Raw genomic sequence first — 17,895 nt, forward strand, 5'->3', positions numbered from 1 at the left:
CGCCTAGTCATCCATGTCGTCGAGCGCATCCGCCACGGTCTTCCGGGACTCCTCCGGAAGGGTCCGCAGAATGCCCCAGAGCCGGTCAAGCGGGCTCAAGGTGCGCTGGTCGGCGGCCAGCCAGCCGGCCAGGGTCAGGCGCTCGACAGGAGACAGGGCTTCCACCATCTCCAGCACGACGCCTTGGTCGACCTCACGGTCAGTACCCCCGGCGCCGCAGCGCCTGCACTCCGTGACGAGCTGATGCTCCACCGTTCCGTCGGCAAGAAGCACCTTGCGGCGAGCCACGTTCAGCTGCGCCTGCTCAACGCCGTCTCCGTACTCCTCGCCCGCCGCGATACCGCAGGTACGGCACAGGTAGTTGTCCCCCTGGAGGATCTTCGTACGCTGAGTGGCCGTGAGGCTGTTCTTATGCTTGGGCGCCTTCGACTGGCCCGGGATCCAGACGTCGGCGCCCCGCGTCACGAACCGCTGCTCCTGCTGCTTCAGTTCAGGGTCTTCGCGGCTCGTGTCAATACGCCAGTCATGAACCCGTAGTTCCCGGATCCGCCTGTCGATCTGCGCCACGTCAGGGAAAGCCTCACGCAGAGCGGGCTTCGTGAAGACGTTGCCCTCACCCACAACGGTCACCAGCCACAGCGCGGCCCGGGCCATGCTTCCCAGCTTCTTGTCCTGCCACGACGGCAGCGTCATCTATCGCCTCCGGTCAGTCGTACAGCACGCATGACACACAAGACCGCCAAAGAGCACGAACAGCCCATACGCAGCCTCACGCCCTCGCTTGTCAGGCGGTTCCTCTAGTCGACACCAACGCTCAAATAAAAGTCCAGCGCCAGAACTCTTGCTCCAGAATTCGCAAGAATCTCAACTCAGGCCAGCTGATGCACAATTGCTAGACCTGCAGACGCTTCTCGAGCCGGAGGCTTGATTGCATGCCCATGACAGGCATAGTTACGGAAGGCCGTACGGAACAAAGCTGGATATATAAGGAATTCCGCAGCAACGTTCCTCCCGCCAGGCAAGCCCTGGCCAAGGCTCTGCAGGAGATCTGCCGCTACCTGACTCCTGACAAGTCATCCAGGAACCGAGTCACTCAGGCAACGGCAGCCGCGCATCTGGGCTGCAGCGAAAGTTCCCTGTCCCGGTTCCTCAGCGGAGATACCGTCCCAGGTCTGCAGCTTGTGGAGAGCTTCTACAAGCAAGCATGCGCTGACGCTGGCAATAGAACGCTTGTCAGCGTCAGCCTGGAGAAACTGAAGGATCTCCACGCCGCAGTCCTGGCCGAACGGAGCAAGGACTGCGGTCACGCCACAGAAATCGAGGCTCTCTCTCGTCAACTGAAAGAGGCGAACGACGAGTGCGAGACACTCAGGCAAGGCGTAGCCGAACTGGCTGGTCTGCGAAGTGATGTGGCCGAACAGAAGGCCGTCATCGCGAAACTGAAGGCGGCCAGAGCCGGCTTGCGAGGGCGTCTCGCCGTTCAGGCGACGTCCGCTCCGCTGCCGGTCCCCCGCCGGAGGGGGGACCGGCAGCGGATGCGGAACGATACGTCCGCGGCGCGGCGCCTCGCCGAGCAGGCCGGAGAGCTAGGCAGGAACGGCAGGCCCGATGTGGCCTTGACCCTTCTACGTCAGACCACGGAAGCGCTCAGCCCTCGCGAGATGGCCACCCTGCTGCTCCTGCTCCGCCAGCAACAGGACGACAAGCTTGCCGACAACGTGATCCACATCTACGGCCGAGACCAGAACGACCAAGACGTTCTGCATGTCACATTGGTACTCCACGAGCATGGCGCCACAGAAGATGCCGGCGCCATGCTGCGGGCAGCACTCAGATGACCGTCGGCATCTGATGCGCACCCTTCGCTCCACGGAGAAGGGGCCACAGAGCGGCAACTTACGCTTAGGTTGCCGCAGCGTCCGCCTCGTAGTACATCTGGGCGCGGTCGAGGAGTTCGTCCGGATCATGGCCTCGGTCCGCAGTCCAGTGCAGGAGATCAGAGATGAGCTCGATTGCGGACTCTTCGAGTCTGCTCCTCCACGCTTTCCCTCCCGGATGAAGCCCCCCGCCCATCCCCTGGTAGCGCTCAAGGGCTTCGACCGCTCGCTCAACGCGCAGGCGTGCGCGATCCGCACTGGGCCCGATCTCGCACCAGACCGCTTTGCCGGCCGCCGTCAGTACAGTGCCCCATTCAATAGCCAGCGAGGCAAGCAAGTGCAGGCCACGGCCGCACTCCTGATCGCAGCCCGCAGTTCTGAGCGATGGCACGACCGGACTCTTGTCGTGCACTTCGAGCCTCAGCCGCTCACCTGTCCACTCAAGGATCAAGGTCGCGGATGCACCCTTCCCGACATGCTTGACAACGTTAGTGGCCAACTCCGCGACCAGCAGCTCCGCCTCATCGACGGCGACAGGTGTCCCCCATCGGCTCAACTGCTTGACAGTGGCTCTCCGCAGCAAGTGCACTTCCGCCGGCGCCGCCTCGAAAGGCAGAACACTACGGAGTCGCGATTCGGTGACTTTGTAGCCGGACATGGCTCCGACTCCTCCCTCCCGCGCCACGCACATGCTGCGCCTGTCGTATCCATACGACTGCATTGCGTAGCAGCTCCGAACGAGCATGGCATGGAGAAGTCTCACTGTGTAACTTCTCACAAGAATCCATCGGGTGAATCTGACGGCGGGGCCACCTCTCAGTTGCCTAGCCTGTTGAGATCCTCGGGTCGGCCACCCGGCTCATAGCAAAGGAGCCTCATGCCCGAACGGACCACAACCCGCCGCCGTCAACTAGGCGCGATGATGCGCAAGTTGCGCACACGTAAGGGCCTGACCCTCGAAGAGGCCGGACAGGTTGTCGGCGTATCCAAGGCGACGGTGAGCCGATATGAAACTCAGGCCGGGCCAGTCAAGTGGATCGTTGTCGACGCTCTGTGCCGCGAGTACGGAGCAAGTGACGCTGAGCGTCTAGCCGTTGTCGGACTAGCCAAGGACGCCAAGCAGCAAGGCTGGTGGAGTTCCTTCGCCGACTCGATCCCTGAGAGCATGAATCTGCTGCTCACGCTTGAGGACGAGGCCGTACGCGAGAGTCACTTTTCCTGCGTCTACGTTCCCGGCCTCCTGCAGACACGCGCGTACAGCACCGCGCTGCAGAAGGCGAACGAAGTACCCCTGGAGCCAGCCGAGATCGAGCGGCTGGTCGATATCCGCATGAGACGGCAGGAGATCCTCGCCCGGTCGAAGCCGTTGCAGCTGTGGGCGATCCTCGACGAGTCCGTTATCCGCCGGGTAGTCGGGTCGCCGCAGGCCATGAGGGAGCAGCTCGACCGCCTGCTCGAAGCGAGCGAGTCACGGCACATAACGCTTCAAGTGCTGCCCTTCTCGAAGGGAGCTCATGCCGCCGCGCTCGGGAGCTTTGTGATCATCGGTGGCGTCGAACCGGCACTCGACGTCACGTATGTGGACTTCCATACAGGTTCCCTGTTCCTGGAAAAGGACGAGGAACTGGAGCGATACAGACTTGCGTTCGAGTACCTGCGCGCGCAAGCGTTGGACATGGAGGCGTCCTCCGCCATGATCCATCGCGCCCGCAAGGAGTTGTGAATGCCCGTCGGCCTCCAGCCCGTTTCCGAGCCTGCCTGGTTCAAGTCGTCGTACAGCGGCGGTAACACGACCGAGTGCGTGGAAGCGTCTTTCACGCCGAGCGGTGTCCTCGTACGGGACTCCAAACACACGGGTGGCCCCATCGTCGCGGTATCAACCGCCGTATGGCAGGCCTTCATAGGCCACCTGCCCGAACGAGGGGCAACGGAACCAGCGAAGTGATCGCCGACGGCGCAGGGAGTCACCCCGCAGCCGGCCTCAAGTCGACGGCGAGGGGGTAGCCGATCGCTTTGGCCGCCGCGATGACCGTCTCGGCACCGACCGACGGGTTCAGGGCAACGATGTCCCGTTGCCCAAGAGGGTGCAGGTCGTAGATGTGGCGAAGTGCCTCGATGTCCACCGGTACCTCGTAGTAGTCCTCGGCGAACGCCTGGAACGCCTCCGGGGTCGGGGCGAGCAGCAGCTCGAAGAGCCGGGCCGAGCCGTCGGGGTCCGGGTGATCGGCGGGGAAGGTGATCCGGCCGGTCTGCCACGCCGGGGCCTCCGCTTCGCGCCACAGGCACGCCGTCACCACAGGGCATCCGTCCTCGTCCGTGAAGGCCGGCTCCTCGACGTAGCAGCGGAAAGCCTCGGGCACCGAGTCCAGCACGCCCGGCCAGGGCTGAGGCCCGTCCTCGTGCCGGTACGGGCTCAAAGGGGACTCGTGGTCGAAGCCACGGATGTACGCCCCGACGGGCGCGAAGACGATGTCGAACTCGTCGCCCGAGCCGTTGCGCATGGAGGCCACCTGCTCGGTCTCGGACCACTCGGCGCTGTACGAGTAGAAGCACTCGCCGTCCGGGTTCAGTATCGCCTCGGCCATGGCCATCGATCGGCAGAGATCCTTCAGGGAGTCGATGTCGGGCAGGACGGCGGCGATGTCTCGGGCTGTCATACGGCCCATCCAAGCGGGTACCACCGACAGTGGGTCAGGGGCCGTCCCGAGCAGCTGTCGGGTGCCGGACGGCCCACGGCCACCCGCGCGCCCGTCGGGCCCGGACCGGAGGTTAGCCTCGGGGGACGAACAAGGAGGCAGTAATGGCGAAGGTACCGGCCTCGATGGTGGCCGCTGCGGGGCTTGTCGGTGGGTACGGCGTCGCCCGGTGGACGAGGAAGCGGCAGCTCGGCGGGGTCGTGCTCGCCGCAGCCGGGGTCACCGCCGCGCGGCAGTGGAAGCAGGAGGCCGGCGGGGTGGCCGCCGGGGTGCTGACCGCCGGGTACGTCGCCGCGTTCGCCGGGTCGCATCCGCTGGCCAAGAAGGTGGGCGCCTGGCCCGCCGTCTTCGGTGTCGCCGGTGCCATGGCCATCGCTTCCTGGGCCGTGGCCGACCGACGCGCCTGAGCCGAGCGCCGGTCCCGGCTCAGACCCCGGCCCGGCCCACGGACCGGGGCATCTCATACCCAGGGCCCCACGCACCGGGGCACGCCCAGTGCCGCCTCCCTGCCCAGGGTCACACCCACGCCCATGATTCAGGAGGCTGGCTCCTCCGACCCCCGAAACGCCCGCCGATACGCGTACGGGCTCGTCCCCACCACCCGTTTGAAGCGGTCCCGGAAAGCCGTCGGGGAGCCGAAGCCCGCCTGGGACGCGATGCGTTCGACCGGGTACGTGGTCGTCTCCAGGAGGTACTGGGCACGGCGTACCCGGGCTCGGTGCAGCCACTGGAGCGGTGTCGTGCCCGTCTGTTCACGGAAGCGGCGGTTGAGGGTGCGGGTGCTCATGCCGGCGTGGACCGCGATGTCCTCCAGGGTCAGCTCCCGGTCGGCGTTCTCCTCCAGCCAGTCGAGCAGCGGCTCCATGGTCGTGCCCGCCGGTACCGGCGGCTGGGTGTGGACGATGAACTGGGCCTGGCCGCCCTCCCGTTCGAGCGGCATCACGGACATCCGGGCGGCATGTGCGGCGACCGCCGAACCGTGGTCCTTGCGGACCATGTGCAGGCACATGTCCAGCGCCGCCGACGCGCCCGCCGAGGTCAGGAACTGGCCGTTGTCGACGTAGAGCACGTTCGGGTCCACGGTCACCGCCGGATGCCTGGCCGCCAGCTCCCCGGCCGCGACCCAGTGCGTGGTCGCGCGCAGTCCGTCCAGCAGGCCGGTGGCGGCGAGGACGAAGGCGCCGACGCAGATCGAGGCGATCCGGGTGCCGTTCGCGGCCGCCGCCCGCAGTGCCTCCGCGACACCCGGGGGGAGCGGTGCGGACGGGTCGGCGACGCCGGGTAGGACGATCGTGTCCGCCTCGGCCAGCGCCTCCAGGCCGTACGGGGCGCGCAGCGTGAACGCTCCCGCGCTCACCTCCGCGTCCGCCGTGACCGAGCACACCCGGGTCCGGTAGGCCGGGCGGCCGTCGGGCAGCCGGGCCCAGCCGAAGGTGTCGATCGGGGCTGCGAGATCGAACGGGATGACCTGGTCGAGTGCCAGTACGGCCACGGTGTGCATGGCCAGAGCCTATGCATACGCCGGGTTCTCGCCATGCCCGTGCATCAGGTTCCCACGTCGTGCCGTCCGCAGCACCGACCATACGAGCGGGCGTGCCCGGGGCGGATGCCCGCACCCTCGCCCCCGACCGACGAGCTTGGCCAGGAAGCCCTGTCTGGCACCAGGAAGCCCTGTCTGGCTGCTGGCCGGAATCCGTTGGCTCCTGGCAAAAGTGCCACTTCTCCATGATCCGACCGCCCTCTAGCGTCACCCCGTGACCAAGTTCCTCCTCGCCGTCCATGTCATCGCCGCGATCGTCGCGATCGGGCCCGTCACCGTCGCCGCGAGCATGTTCCCGCCGGCCGCGCGCAAGGTTCTCCAAGCGCCGGACGACGCGAGCGCCCTCGCCACCGCCCGGCTGCTGCACCGCATCTGCCAGGTGTACGCCGTGGCGGGCGTCGTCGTGCCCGTGTTCGGGTTCGCCACGGCGAGCGACATGGGTGTACTCGGCGACACCTGGCTGATCGTCTCGATCGCGTTGACGGCGGCCGCGGCCGTGGTCCTCGCCGCACTGGTACTGCCCCGGCAGAGCGCGATCCTGGAGGGGGCCGAGAAGGTTGGGGTTCAGCAGGGTGGCGGGGAGGCGGCCCTCCCCGAAGGCGTGCTCGAGGAGGGGACGCTCCGCGAGACTGCCGAGACGGCCGAGGCGGCCGTGGACCGCGCGGCGACCGTCCGGCTCGCCATGTTCACCGGGATCTTCAACCTGCTGTGGGCCACCGTCACCGTCCTGATGATCATCCGGCCGGGGTCCACGACGGGCGCCTAGGACCGCCTAGGACCTGTCCCGTCGGCTCCCGCGACCGGAACCCCGCCCACCCGTTCCGGTCGGCGTCCCGGGACCCTAGGATCCCCGCCATGGACGCGAACCAGCAGCAATCCGCACCGGGCACCTACCTGACCTTCCTGGAGCGGCAGCTGACCGCCGACGGATGCGCCACGCGGTGGGAGGACTGGGCCGGGGTGCCCGTGCTCGTGGGGCGGCGGGCCGAGTTCCGGTTGCGCTGGATGGCGACGAAGCTGCATCTGTTCACGGTGGCCGCGGCCGTCCCGGAGATAACCGTGCAGACCGTCTCCGGCTTCACCGACCAGGTGATGAAGTACGCCAAGGACACCAAGGGCGGTCTGCCCGTCGGCTTCCAGAACGGCATCGGCGCCTTCCCGCTGCTGGTCAGCGACCGGGTCGATCCGGCCGCCGTGCAGTGGGCGGAGGCCCAGCAACGGGTCAAGTTCGCCTGTATGACCCGGCCCGTCGTGGTCGACAGTTCGCGTCAGTACGTGGGGATGTACCGCGGCAAGCCGGTGCTCGGGCGCGTCTACGCCTCGTACTTCAACGAGAAGGGCTCGCGGTACTTCTACGGCCGGTGAGCGCACCGGTGCCGCCCGGCCGGCCTGCGTGTCCCACCGTCAGCCGGCCAGGACCAGTTCCTCTTCCAGGGCGTCCGCCAGGTCCGTCCTGAACTGCCGTGCCACCGCGCTCGTGACCAGGACGGCGGCGGCCCCGAGCAGCGTGACGGCCGCCCAGGTCAGCGGCCACACCTGGGCGAAGCCGTCCGGGGGGCCGGGATGGGTCCGCAGCGACATGTGGAGCAGGGTCGCCGGGGGTGCCGCGACCAGGAGCAACGGCCAGGCCAGCGCGTCCCGGAGTCCGAAGTGGACCGCCAGGAGCAGCAGGATCGCGGCGAGGGCGAGGACGCCGGTACCCGTCACCGGGGTGGTCTCCGCGACGGAGCCCGGCGTCTCGGGGCGGTTGCGCAGGTCCCAGGGGAGGCAGAGAAGGTACGCCGCGCAGGAGAGGGCGGCGCCGAGGACACGCGTCAGCCAGCGTTCCGGCCAGGGGCGCGTTCGCAAGGGGCGGAGCAGTTTCCCGGTCATGCGTACGAGGGTTCCGGGCCCGGCGGTGCGGCGACAGAGTACGCGTACTCAGAACCGTCACCCGGAAAGGGGCTCGTACGGGCCTCTCGTACCGGTCGGTCCACCGTGGCGCACATCGGGGAGGCGCCGCTCCGGAACGCGAGCGCGGACAGGAGGCCCCTCTCCGTCGAACGAGCCCCGCCCGGGTCCCCCTCCGGCGAGCGAACCTCGCCCGGGTGCCCTTCCGTCGAGCGAGCCCCGCCCGGGGTCCCGGCTCCGCCCGCTTACGCCCCCAGTGCCCGTGACACCACGTAGATCAGCAGTCCGGCCAGTGAGCCGACCACCGTGCCGTTGATCCGGATGAACTGCAGGTCACGGCCGATGTTCGCCTCGATCTTCCTGGTCGTGTGCTCGGCGTCCCAGCCCGCGACCGTGTCCGTGATGAGCGAGGTGATCTCCTTGCGGTACGTCGTCACGACGTACACCGCGGCGCCCTCCACCCAACTGTCTACCTTGGCCTGGAGCTTGGGTTCGGTGGCCATCCGGGCGCCGAGGGACAGCAGGGAGGCCCGCACGCGCAGCCGCAGCTCACTGCGCTCGTCCTCGGCCGCGGACACGATCATCGACCGTACGGCCGTCCAGGCGGAGGCGATCAGGTCCTGGACCTCGCCGCGGCCCAGCACCTCGCCCTTGAGTCGCTCCACGCGCGCGCGGGTGTCGGTGTCGGACTGCAGATCGGAGGCGAAGTCGGTGAGGAAGCGGTCGAGGGCGCCGCGGGCCGGGTGGGTCGGGGAGTCGCGCATCTCGGTGACGAAGCGGAGCAGCTCCTTGTAGACCCGCTCGCCGACCTTCTTGTCGACGAACCGGGGGGTCCAGCCGGGTGCGCCGCCCTGGACGGCGTCCATAACCTGGGAGTCGTGGAACACCAGCCAGTCGTGCGCACGGGAGACCACCAGGTCGACGAACCGCTTGTGGCCGCCGTCCACGACGATCTTCTCCAGCATCTTCCCTATGCCGGGCGCGATCTCCTGGGCGTCTGCGCGGCGGGTGATCGCCTCCCCGACGACGGCCTGGACGTCGGAGTCGCGCAGCACGGTCAGCGCGCCTCTGAGCGCGGCGGCCAGTTCGGCCGTGACCCGGTCCGCGTGTTCGGGATCGGCGAGCCAGGTGCCCAGTCTGCTGCCGATGCCCACCGCGCGCAGCCGCTGGCGGACGACGTCCTCGGAGAGGAAGTTCTCGCCGACGAACTCGCCCAGCGAGACGCCCAGCTGATCCTTCTTCTTGGGGATGATCGCGGTGTGCGGGATGGGCAGGCCGAGCGGGTGCCGGAAGAGAGCCGTGACCGCGAACCAGTCGGCCAGCGCGCCGACCATGCCCGCCTCGGCGGCCGCCGCGACATAGCCGGCCCAGGCGCCCGCGCCTTCGCCGGAGGCCCATTTCGCCAGGACGTAGACGAGGGCGACGAAGAGCAGCAGGCCGGTGGCGGTCGCCTTCATCCGGCGCACCCCTCGGCGCTTCTCCTCGTCGGCGGGGCTGAACGTGTTCATCGCCCGGCCCGGCGGCACGGCGGACCTCCGGTCGGTCTCGGCTCCGGCGGCCTTCGCGGCACCGGTCGCCTCTGCGGCCTTCGCGGCAGCGGCAGACTCACCGTCGTCCGGCGCGTCCCCCGCCTCCGTGGCGCCGGCGGCCTTCGCGGCAGCCTCTCCGGTGTTCACAGCCTCGGCGGCGTTCTCGGTGTCGCCGGGACGGGCATGCCGCTTCGTGCCGTCCCCTTCACCCGAATTCGTGCGTCCCATTCACTCCACCCGTTCGCAGGCCACGTCACGCACCGTACCCATTGTCCCTTTCTCCCTCTCTTCCTCACCGACTCCTGGAACGACACAGGAGTTCCCGGCGTCTGTTCGGATGGGGAATCGATCGGGGATCCCCTAGGGGGCACGTCGGAGTCCTCGCACTTCATGACGCATCATGGAGTGATCACATCGGAGCCTCGGGCTCCCTCGTCCGAGGAGACACGCACCGCATGACCAAGCGTCACGGTTATGCCCTGCTCACCGCGATCCTCGCCCTGGTCATGGTCCTTTCCGCCGCCATCTACATCGGTGTCGCGGCGGACGACGGCAGCGAGGCCAAGGCGGCCGTCGCCAGTGGCCGCACGTCGTACGACGCCGCCCCCGCCTCCACCGGCACCTGGGTCGGCGCCTGGTCCGCCTCCCCGGTCGGAGCCGAGCCCGGCACGGAGCCCGACGGACTGGCGGGCCGCTCCGTGCGCAACGTCGTGCACACGGCCGCCGGGGGTACGGGTGCCCGCGTCACGTTGTCCAATCTCTACGGGCAGCAGCCGCTGGTCGTCGCGCACGCCACGATCGCCGTCGCCGCGACCGCGAACAACGCCGCCGCCACGGCCGACACCATGCGCCGCCTCACGTTCGGCGGCGCCACGACCGTCGTGATCCCGGCCGGCCAGCAGGTGATGAGCGACGCCGTACGCGTGCGCATCCCGCACGGCGTGGACATCCTCGTCACGACGTACTCGCCGACCCCGTCCGGCCCGGTCACCTACCACCCGCACGCCCGGCAGATCTCGTACGTGGCCGACGGCGACCGCACGGAGGACGTGAGCGCCGCCCCGTACACCGAACAGAGCCCGTACTGGCGCTACCTGACCGCACTCGACGTGCTCAGCGACGACGCCACGGGCACCGTCGTCGTCCTCGGCGACTCGCTCACCGACGGCATCACCTCCACCGTGGGAGCCAACCGGCGCTGGACGGACGTCCTTTCGGAGCGGCTGAGCGCCTCGGCCGAATCCGGTGACACACCCCGCTACAGCGTCGTCAACCAGGGCATCAGCGGGAACCGGGTCCTCGCCGCCGGACTCGGCCGGCCGGCCGAGAGCCCCAGCGGGCTGAGCCGGTTCCGCCGTGACGTGCTCGACCGCACGAACGTCAAGGCCGTCGTCATCGACCTCGGCGTCAACGACATCCTGCGCAACCCTGCCCAGGTCGATCCGAACACCGTGACCGACGGCCTGCGGACCCTGGTGCGGCAGGCGCACGCCCGCGGACTGCGGGTCATCGGCGCCACGCTGATGCCCTTCCAGGGGCACCGCGGCTACACCGACGCGCGGGATGCCGTACGCCAGGCCATCAACGCGGAGATCCGGGCCGGGAAGGTGTACGACGCCGTCGTCGACTTCGACGCGGCGCTGCGGGACCCGCACAACCCGCGCCGGCTGCGACCCGACTACGAATCGGGCGATCATCTGCACCCCAGCGACAAGGGGTTCCGGCGGATGGCCGAGGTGTTCGACCTGAAGGAGCTGAAGGGATCGGTCCCGGCGGAACTCTGATCCGCCGGCGGTCCCGGCGGAGCTGTGATCCATCGCCGGTTCAGGCCGAACCGTGATCCGCCGACGGCCCGGACAGCACCGCCGAAAAGCCCACCGCCCCGACGGCGCCCCGGAGTTCAGTAATCGCCGTCGCGCCGCCAGTGGCGGTGCTCCCGGCGCTCGCGGTGCCGCTCCCGGCGCTCCTCGTGGCGCAGGCGGCGCTCCTCATGACGATCACGGCGCTCCTCGTGGCGCTCGCGTATCAGGTCGCGGGCCTCGTCGAGCGCGTCGAACATGTCACCGAGACCGTCGTCCCGCGACCCGTCGAGCTCCTTGCGGGCCTCCCGGCGCTCCAGCTTCTCCTGCCGGCGCTCCTCCTTGAGACGCTGACGCTCGGCACGGGTGAGCTTGCGCTCCACGCCGACACCGCCCCAGAAGGCGAAGCCCGTGACGACGACCCGGGGTGCGCCGGGATCGCCCGGCCGGCCCTCCTCGCGGTGGTCGAAGCCGCCCATGACGCCGATGCCACGGACCACGACCTCGACACCCGGCGGCACCATGACGTTCAACCCGCCCATCACCGCGACACAGTTGATGACGACCTCACGGTCCGCGAAGTTCGCCTCGCGCAGGTCGATCTCGCCGCCGCCCATGAAAGCGAAGCAGTTGAAGCGCTTGGGCACCGTCCAGCGGCCCTTGCGCTCGAAGCCCGACAGAACCGCCACACCCCACGAGGACGAGCCCTCGCCGCCGACGATACGAGAGCCCCAACTGCCGTCATCCAGAGGCTGCTTGACCATGGAGACCCGAGCCGTCCCCACCGCGCCCGGCAGATCGCGGGTGATCGGCGTCAACTCCCCGTAGGTACGGGCCGCGTACGTCGCCTCCAACCGCTCCTCGAACTCCTCCATGTCGAGACGGCCCTCCGCGAGGGCGTCCCTCAGCTGTTCGGCGACTCGTTCACGATCGGCGTCGGAGGCACGCAGCTCCGGGAGTTCGTCGGTCATGGGCAGCAGCCTACGAGGTCCCCCGCCCGCGGGCTATCCAACCCGCCCTCGCGGCGGTCTCCCCTACGGCACCGTCCTCCCGGCGTACATACGGCTGATGACCGCCTCGATGTCCGGCTCCCGTACCGAAAGGTCCACCAGCGGATATTCCGCCGCGATCCGGGCCACCAGCGGAGCCGCCGACATGCCGGCGGGGAACGCCAGCCACTGACGCGGCCCCTCCACCTTCACCACCCGCGCCGACTCCAGCTCGATCGGGGGCAGTTCCCGCTCCAGGTCCACGACCAGGGTCCGCTCGCTCTCCCCCACCGCGTGCAGCCCGCTCAGAGCGCCGTCGTACATCAGCCGCCCGTGGTCGATGACCATCACCCGTCGGCACAACTGCTCGATGTCGGTGAGGTCGTGCGTGGTGAGCAGGACGGTCGTACCGCGTTCGGCGTTCAGATCCCGCAGGAACTCCCGGACCCGCACCTTGCTGACCACGTCGAGCCCGATCGTCGGCTCGTCGAGATAGAGCACCTCGGGGTCGTGCAACAGGGCCGCCGCGATGTCGCCGCGCATCCGCTGCCCCAGCGACAACTGCCGCACGGGCACGTCCAACAGGGCCCCGAGCTCCAGGAGTTCGACACAGCGGTCGAGGTTCTCCCGGAACCGCGCGTCCGGCACCCGGTACATCCGGTGCATGAGCCGGTACGAATCGATCAGCGGGAGATCCCACCACAGCGTCGTACGCTGCCCGAACACGACCCCGATCCGGCGCGCGACACGGGTGCGCTCGCGGGACGGGTCCAGACCGGCGACCCGCAGCCGGCCGGCGGACGGGGTGAGGATGCCGGTGAGCATCTTGATCGTGGTCGACTTGCCGGCGCCGTTCGGGCCGATGTAGCCGACCATCTCCCCGCGCCCGACCGTGAACGAGATCGAGTCGACGGCCCGCACCTGGCGCCGCTCACCGCGCAGGAACCCCGTCTTCCTGCGCACCTCGAAGACCTTCTCGACCCCGTCCAGCTCGATGAAGCCGGCCCCCGGGCCCGGTTCCCCGCCCGGACCGGCCGATTCCCTGTCTGCGGCGATGGCCACACCCATTCCCCTAACTTCCCGTACTCCGGTAGGCGCGCAGCCCCGCGCGCCAGGCGAGCCCGGCCAGCGCGCAGCACAGCGCCGCCACGACCGGTGACGCGAACGCGACCCACGTCGGCAGGTCGAGCGGATAGGGCCGCCCCAGCACGTACAGCGCGGGCAGCCAGTTGACGAAGGCGAGCGGGAGAACGAACGTCACCCCGCGCAGCATGTCCTTGGCGAAGACGGTCGGCGGGTACTGCAGCAGCGTATTGCCGCCGTACGTGAAGGAGTTCTGCACCTCGGAGGCGTCCTGCGCGACGAACTGGAACGCCCCGCCCGCCACGAACACCGCCGAGAAGATCGCCGCGCCGCTGAGCAGCATCACCGGCATCATCAGCACCTTGAGCGGCGTCCAGTGGATGTCGAGGACGGCGAGGGCGTACCCGAGGACGAGCAGTCCCTGGGTGATCCGGCCGAGCCGGCGCAGCGCGAAACGGTCCGCGGCGACCTGCGCGAGCACCGGCACGGGACGCACCAGCAGGGTGTCCAGCGTGCCGTCGCGCACCCGGCGCCCCAGCCTGTCCATCGAGCCGAGCGCGAGGTCCGCGAACCCGAACGCGACACCGGACACCCCGTAGAGCAGGGCGACCTCGGGCAGGCTGTAGCCGCCCAGCCGGTCCACCCGGGAGAACATCAGGAGGATCGCCACGAAGTCGAGGGCGGTCGCGGCGAAGTTCCCGAGGGCGGTCATCGCGAAGGACGCCCGGTAGGCCATCGTCGAGCGCACCCACATCGCGGTGATCAGCCGGTACGCGCGCAGCCCGTCCCGCAGCCGCTCGTACGCCCCGAGCCGTTCGAACGGCTCGAAGTCCACCGCCCGGACCGCCGTGCCACGGACCGGCCCGGCCACGGCCCGCTCCCGCGCCGGACCCGCCACGACGCCCGTCCCCCGCTCCACCGGGTCAGCCACCCTGCACCACCACCCTCCGTGTCGCCACCGACTGGACCAGCCGCCCGGCCGCCAGCAGCCCGGCCGCCCAGGCGGCCTGCACCGCGTACGTACCCAGCGGATCCGCCGTGCCGAGCAGGACGTCCACGGGCGCCTGGATCAGCGACGACCAGGGAAGCGCCCGTACGACCTCGCCGAGCGTGCCCGGAAAGACGTTCAGCGGCAGCAGCATCCCCGAGCAGAAGATCCCCGCGATGGAGGTCAGCTGCGCGACCCCGGCTCCGTCGAGCAGCCAGAACGCGGACAGGGCCACCAGGAAGCGGATCGAGAACCCGACGGCCACCCCGAGCGCGACCGCGACCAGGAAGGCGAGCCAGGTCAGCGGATCCGAGGGCAGCGCCAGGTCGAAGACCAGCGCGCCGAACAGGAGCGGAACCACTCCGCGGCCCAGCAGATGGAACAGCGCCCGGCCCATGTCCTGGGCGAGCCACCACATCTGGAGGTCGGCCGGCCGGTACAGGTCGATCGCGATGTCACCCGTACGGATTCGTTCGATCAGTTCGTCCTCGAAGCCGCCGCCCATCATCGCGACCACCATCAGCAGCCCCTGGCTGACCCACACATACGTCAGCGCCTGCGCCTGGTCGTAGCCGCCGAGGTGCGGCTTGCTGTCCCACAGGGCGATGAACAGGTACGCCAGGATCAGCCCGAAGACGGTGTTGGTGAAGACACCGGCGGCGGTGGCGATCCGATAGGTGGCGTACCGCCGGAACCCGCTGCCCGCGACAGCCGCGTACAACCGCGCCGTGCCCACAACCCGTCCCTTTCCCCAGCGTTGAGCCAAAGCGCAGGAGCCTAGTCCGGGCCGGGCACGGCCCGCCACGCATTTTCCGGCGCGACGCGTGCCGGGATCGGGGAACGGAACACATGGTGCGAGAGTCTTCATACGGGGCGCACCAGGCGTACGAGGGCGTACGAGGGCGTACGACGCGAAACAGGAGTCCGGCGAACAGATGAGCGACGAGCCGCAGCAGCGCAGCCAGGGCTGGGCACCCAGGGAACCGGAAGCGGGCTCCTGCCCGAACCCGGCCCCCGCGGCGGGACCGCAGACGGGCCCGCGGTCGGGGCCGGGAACAGGGCCGGGAACAGGGCCGGGCGGGCCCGGCGCGAAACAGAACCCGAAGCAGAACCCGCAGCAGAACTCGAAGCAGAAGCGGAAACAGCGGCCGAAGCGGACGGGCCTGCGCAGACTCGTCCCCACCTGGCGCATGCTGCTCGGCACCGTCCTCGGCACGGCACTGCTCCTGGCCGGACTCTTCGCGCTCGGCTACTTCCTCGTCAGGATCCCCTCCGCGAACGCCGCCGCGGTCAAACAGAGCAACGTCTTCCTGTACGCCGACGGCAGCCAGCTCGCCCGCGACGGCGACGTCAACCGCGAGAACGTCGCCCTGGAGCACATCTCCAAGGACGCCCAGCACGCCACCCTCGCCGCCGAGGACCGCGACTTCTACAGCGAGTCCGCCGTCGACCCCAAGGCGATGCTCCGCGCCGGCTGGAACACCGCCACCGGCAAGGGCAGACAGTCCGGCTCGACCATCACCCAGCAGTACGTCAAGAACTACTACCTGGGCCAGGAACAGACCGTCACCCGCAAGGTGAAGGAGTTCTTCATCTCCATCAAGCTCGACCGGGAGAAGAGCAAGGACGACATCCTGGAGGGCTACCTCAACACCAGCTACTACGGCCGCAACGCCTACGGCATCCAGGCCGCCGCCCAGGCCTACTACGGCGTCAACGCCAGGGACCTCACCGTCGGCCAGGGCGCCTACCTCGCCGCCCTGCTCAACGCGCCCAGCGAGTACGACGTGATCGCGCACCCCGAGAACAGGGCCGGGGTCCTCGCCCGCTGGAACTACGTCCTCGACGGCATGGTCGAGCAGAAGTGGCTGACCCGCGCCGCACGCGACCGGGTCACCTTCCCGACCCCCAGGCAGGCCAGGGGGTCGGCGGGCCTGTCGGGCCAGCGCGGCTACCTCGTCCAGGCCGTGACCGCCTATCTGACCTCGAACGGGATCCTCGACGAGGACACCCTCGGCCGCGGCGGCTACCGCATCACCACCACCCTCCAGAAGTCCAAGCAGGACGCCTTCGTGAAGGCCGTGAACGACCAGGTGATGGACCGGCTCGACAAGAAGAACCGCAAGGCGGACACCTACGTCCGCGCCGGCGGCGTCGCCATCGACCCCACCGACGGCAAGGTCCTCGCGATGTACGGAGGCATCGACTACACCAAGCAGTACGTCAACAACGCCACCCGCCGCGACTACCAGGTCGGCTCCACCTTCAAGCCGTTCGTCTTCGCCTCGGCCGTCCAGAACGGCTCACAGACCCAGGACGGCCGCACCATCACCCCGAACACCGTCTACGACGGCACCGACCAGCGCCCCGTGCGGGGCTGGAACGGCAGCACCTACGCGCCCGAGAACGAGGACGGCGAATCGTACGGGGACATCTCCGTGCGCACCGCCACCGACAGGTCGGTCAACTCGGTGTACGCGCAGATGGCCGTCGACGTCGGCCCCGCCCGCGTCGAGAAGACCGCTGTGGCCCTCGGCCTGCCCGCCGACACCCCCGACTTGACCGCCTCCCCCTCCATCGCGCTCGGCCCGGCCACCGCCAGCGTCCTCGACATGGCGGAGGCGTACGCCACGCTCGCCAACCACGGCCGGCACGGCACGTACACGCTCGTACGGAAGATCACCAAGGACGGCTCGGAGGAAGTGAGGCTGCCGGCCCCGGACGACGTCCGGCCGGACGACCGGCAGGCCGTGAGCCGCGAGGCCGCCGACACGACGACCGCCATGCTCCAGAGCGTCGTCGACGGCGGCACCGGACAGGCCGCGCAGAACGCCGGCCGCCCCGCCGCGGGCAAGACCGGCACGGCGGAGGAGGACACCGCCGCGTGGTTCGCGGGCTACACCCCCGACCTCACCACCGTCGTCGCCGTGATGGGCCAGGACCCCGACACCGGCGCCCACAAGTCCCTGTACGGCGCCCTCGGGCAGTCCCGCATCAACGGCGGCGGCTACCCCGCGCAGATCTGGGCCCAGTTCACCGCGGACGCCCTGGAGGGAACGGAGGTGTCGGACTTCGACCTCCAGCTCCAGCCGGGTGCCGAGGAGATGTACGACCCCGGCGACGAGACCGACGACCCGGACGCCACCGGCGAACCGGACGACGGCGGGACGGACGACGAGGAGGTGGGCGGGGCGGGCGGCAGCGCACCGGCGACGGCGAACGGCCGGACCCCGGGCCAGAGCCACACCCCGGGCCGGACCGACGGCCACACCCCGGGCCACACCCCGGGCCACACCGACGGCGCCACCTCCGGCGGGACCACGGCCGGCACCACCGGTGGCACCCCCACGGACGGAGGCGCCACCGGAACCACCACGACGAGCGGCACCACAGCCGGCACCACGACCGGCGGAGGCCCCACGGACACCGGCACCACGGGCACGACAGCGGGCCAGGGACCGCTGAGCGGGCTCACCCCCAGGAGGGAGAACCACTGAGCGCGCC

18 protein-coding genes are annotated in these 17,895 nt (G+C 69.5%); 8 read left to right on the forward strand and 10 right to left on the reverse strand.

Features of this window, described 5'->3' with window-relative positions:
* Positions 1 to 3: 3 nt before the first annotated feature.
* On the reverse strand, positions 4 to 693 hold the full coding sequence (locus OG410_RS16690) for a hypothetical protein (RefSeq protein ID WP_329299890.1): 690 nt from the start codon (positions 691 to 693) through the stop codon (positions 4 to 6).
* Between the two features lie 239 nt (positions 694 to 932).
* Between OG410_RS16690 and OG410_RS16695 the strand changes: the two genes are divergently transcribed.
* The gene (locus OG410_RS16695) at positions 933 to 1,838 is read left to right on the forward strand and encodes a hypothetical protein (RefSeq protein ID WP_329299891.1); all 906 of its coding nucleotides are present in this window, start codon (positions 933 to 935) and stop codon (positions 1,836 to 1,838) included.
* 64 nt (positions 1,839 to 1,902) lie between these two features.
* On the opposite strand, the gene OG410_RS16700 is transcribed toward OG410_RS16695, so the two are convergent.
* Positions 1,903 to 2,535 carry an ATP-binding protein gene (locus OG410_RS16700; protein ID WP_329299892.1) on the reverse strand — a complete coding sequence of 211 codons (633 nt, stop codon included), beginning with the start codon at positions 2,533 to 2,535 and terminating at the stop codon, positions 1,903 to 1,905.
* A 219-nt stretch (positions 2,536 to 2,754) separates the two neighbouring features.
* Here OG410_RS16700 and OG410_RS16705 point away from each other — a divergent pair, with 219 nt between their 5' ends.
* On the forward strand, positions 2,755 to 3,600 hold the full coding sequence (locus tag OG410_RS16705; RefSeq protein ID WP_329299893.1) for a helix-turn-helix domain-containing protein: 846 nt from the start codon (positions 2,755 to 2,757) through the stop codon (positions 3,598 to 3,600).
* Positions 3,601 to 3,822: a DUF397 domain-containing protein gene (locus OG410_RS16710; RefSeq protein ID WP_329299894.1), complete on the forward strand. Its 222-nt coding sequence runs from the start codon at positions 3,601 to 3,603 to the stop codon at positions 3,820 to 3,822.
* 19 nt (positions 3,823 to 3,841) lie between these two features.
* Here OG410_RS16710 and OG410_RS16715 read toward each other — a convergent pair whose 3' ends face one another.
* Positions 3,842 to 4,534: a hypothetical protein gene (locus OG410_RS16715; protein ID WP_329299895.1), complete on the reverse strand. Its 693-nt coding sequence runs from the start codon at positions 4,532 to 4,534 to the stop codon at positions 3,842 to 3,844.
* Positions 4,535 to 4,677: 143 nt separating this feature from the next.
* On the opposite strand from OG410_RS16715, the gene OG410_RS16720 reads away from it, so the two are divergent.
* A complete protein-coding gene (locus tag OG410_RS16720) occupies positions 4,678 to 4,980 on the forward strand; it encodes a hypothetical protein (RefSeq protein WP_329299896.1) in 303 nt (100 codons plus the stop codon).
* A gap of 128 nt (positions 4,981 to 5,108) precedes the next feature.
* On the opposite strand, the gene OG410_RS16725 is transcribed toward OG410_RS16720, so the two are convergent.
* A complete protein-coding gene (locus OG410_RS16725) occupies positions 5,109 to 6,074 on the reverse strand; it encodes a GlxA family transcriptional regulator (protein ID WP_329299897.1) in 966 nt (321 codons plus the stop codon).
* Positions 6,075 to 6,327: 253 nt separating this feature from the next.
* On the opposite strand from OG410_RS16725, the gene OG410_RS16730 reads away from it, so the two are divergent.
* On the forward strand, positions 6,328 to 6,879 hold the full coding sequence (locus OG410_RS16730) for a hypothetical protein (RefSeq protein WP_329299898.1): 552 nt from the start codon (positions 6,328 to 6,330) through the stop codon (positions 6,877 to 6,879).
* A gap of 89 nt (positions 6,880 to 6,968) precedes the next feature.
* Positions 6,969 to 7,478, forward strand: coding sequence for a levansucrase (locus OG410_RS16735; RefSeq protein WP_329299899.1), 510 nt, complete (start codon positions 6,969 to 6,971; stop codon positions 7,476 to 7,478).
* Positions 7,479 to 7,517: 39 nt separating this feature from the next.
* Here OG410_RS16735 and OG410_RS16740 read toward each other — a convergent pair whose 3' ends face one another.
* A complete protein-coding gene (locus tag OG410_RS16740; protein ID WP_329299900.1) occupies positions 7,518 to 7,985 on the reverse strand; it encodes a hypothetical protein in 468 nt (155 codons plus the stop codon).
* A gap of 263 nt (positions 7,986 to 8,248) precedes the next feature.
* Positions 8,249 to 9,760 (reverse strand): DUF445 domain-containing protein, encoded by a 1,512-nt coding sequence (locus tag OG410_RS16745; protein ID WP_329299901.1) that lies wholly within the window; start codon positions 9,758 to 9,760, stop codon positions 8,249 to 8,251.
* A gap of 227 nt (positions 9,761 to 9,987) precedes the next feature.
* Here OG410_RS16745 and OG410_RS16750 point away from each other — a divergent pair, with 227 nt between their 5' ends.
* Complete coding sequence (locus OG410_RS16750) at positions 9,988 to 11,316, forward strand: SGNH/GDSL hydrolase family protein (RefSeq protein ID WP_329299902.1); 1,329 nt, start codon at positions 9,988 to 9,990, stop codon at positions 11,314 to 11,316.
* A gap of 116 nt (positions 11,317 to 11,432) precedes the next feature.
* Here OG410_RS16750 and OG410_RS16755 read toward each other — a convergent pair whose 3' ends face one another.
* From OG410_RS16755 to OG410_RS16770, 4 genes are all read right to left on the reverse strand, one after another.
* Complete coding sequence (locus tag OG410_RS16755; RefSeq protein WP_329299903.1) at positions 11,433 to 12,302, reverse strand: DUF1707 SHOCT-like domain-containing protein; 870 nt, start codon at positions 12,300 to 12,302, stop codon at positions 11,433 to 11,435.
* A 63-nt stretch (positions 12,303 to 12,365) separates the two neighbouring features.
* Entirely contained in the window at positions 12,366 to 13,388 is a 1,023-nt protein-coding gene (locus OG410_RS16760) for an ABC transporter ATP-binding protein (protein ID WP_443063761.1), read from the reverse strand.
* Between the two features lie 4 nt (positions 13,389 to 13,392).
* The gene (locus tag OG410_RS16765) at positions 13,393 to 14,238 is read right to left on the reverse strand and encodes an ABC transporter permease (protein ID WP_329304148.1); all 846 of its coding nucleotides are present in this window, start codon (positions 14,236 to 14,238) and stop codon (positions 13,393 to 13,395) included.
* A gap of 88 nt (positions 14,239 to 14,326) precedes the next feature.
* Positions 14,327 to 15,127, reverse strand: coding sequence for an ABC transporter permease (locus OG410_RS16770; RefSeq protein ID WP_329299904.1), 801 nt, complete (start codon positions 15,125 to 15,127; stop codon positions 14,327 to 14,329).
* Between the two features lie 199 nt (positions 15,128 to 15,326).
* Here OG410_RS16770 and OG410_RS16775 point away from each other — a divergent pair, with 199 nt between their 5' ends.
* On the forward strand, positions 15,327 to 17,888 hold the full coding sequence (locus OG410_RS16775) for a transglycosylase domain-containing protein (RefSeq protein ID WP_329299905.1): 2,562 nt from the start codon (positions 15,327 to 15,329) through the stop codon (positions 17,886 to 17,888).
* Positions 17,889 to 17,895: the final 7 nt, after the last annotated feature.

It is taken from the genome of Streptomyces sp. NBC_00659 (assembly GCF_036226925.1).
In the GTDB taxonomy this organism is placed as follows: domain Bacteria; phylum Actinomycetota; class Actinomycetes; order Streptomycetales; family Streptomycetaceae; genus Streptomyces.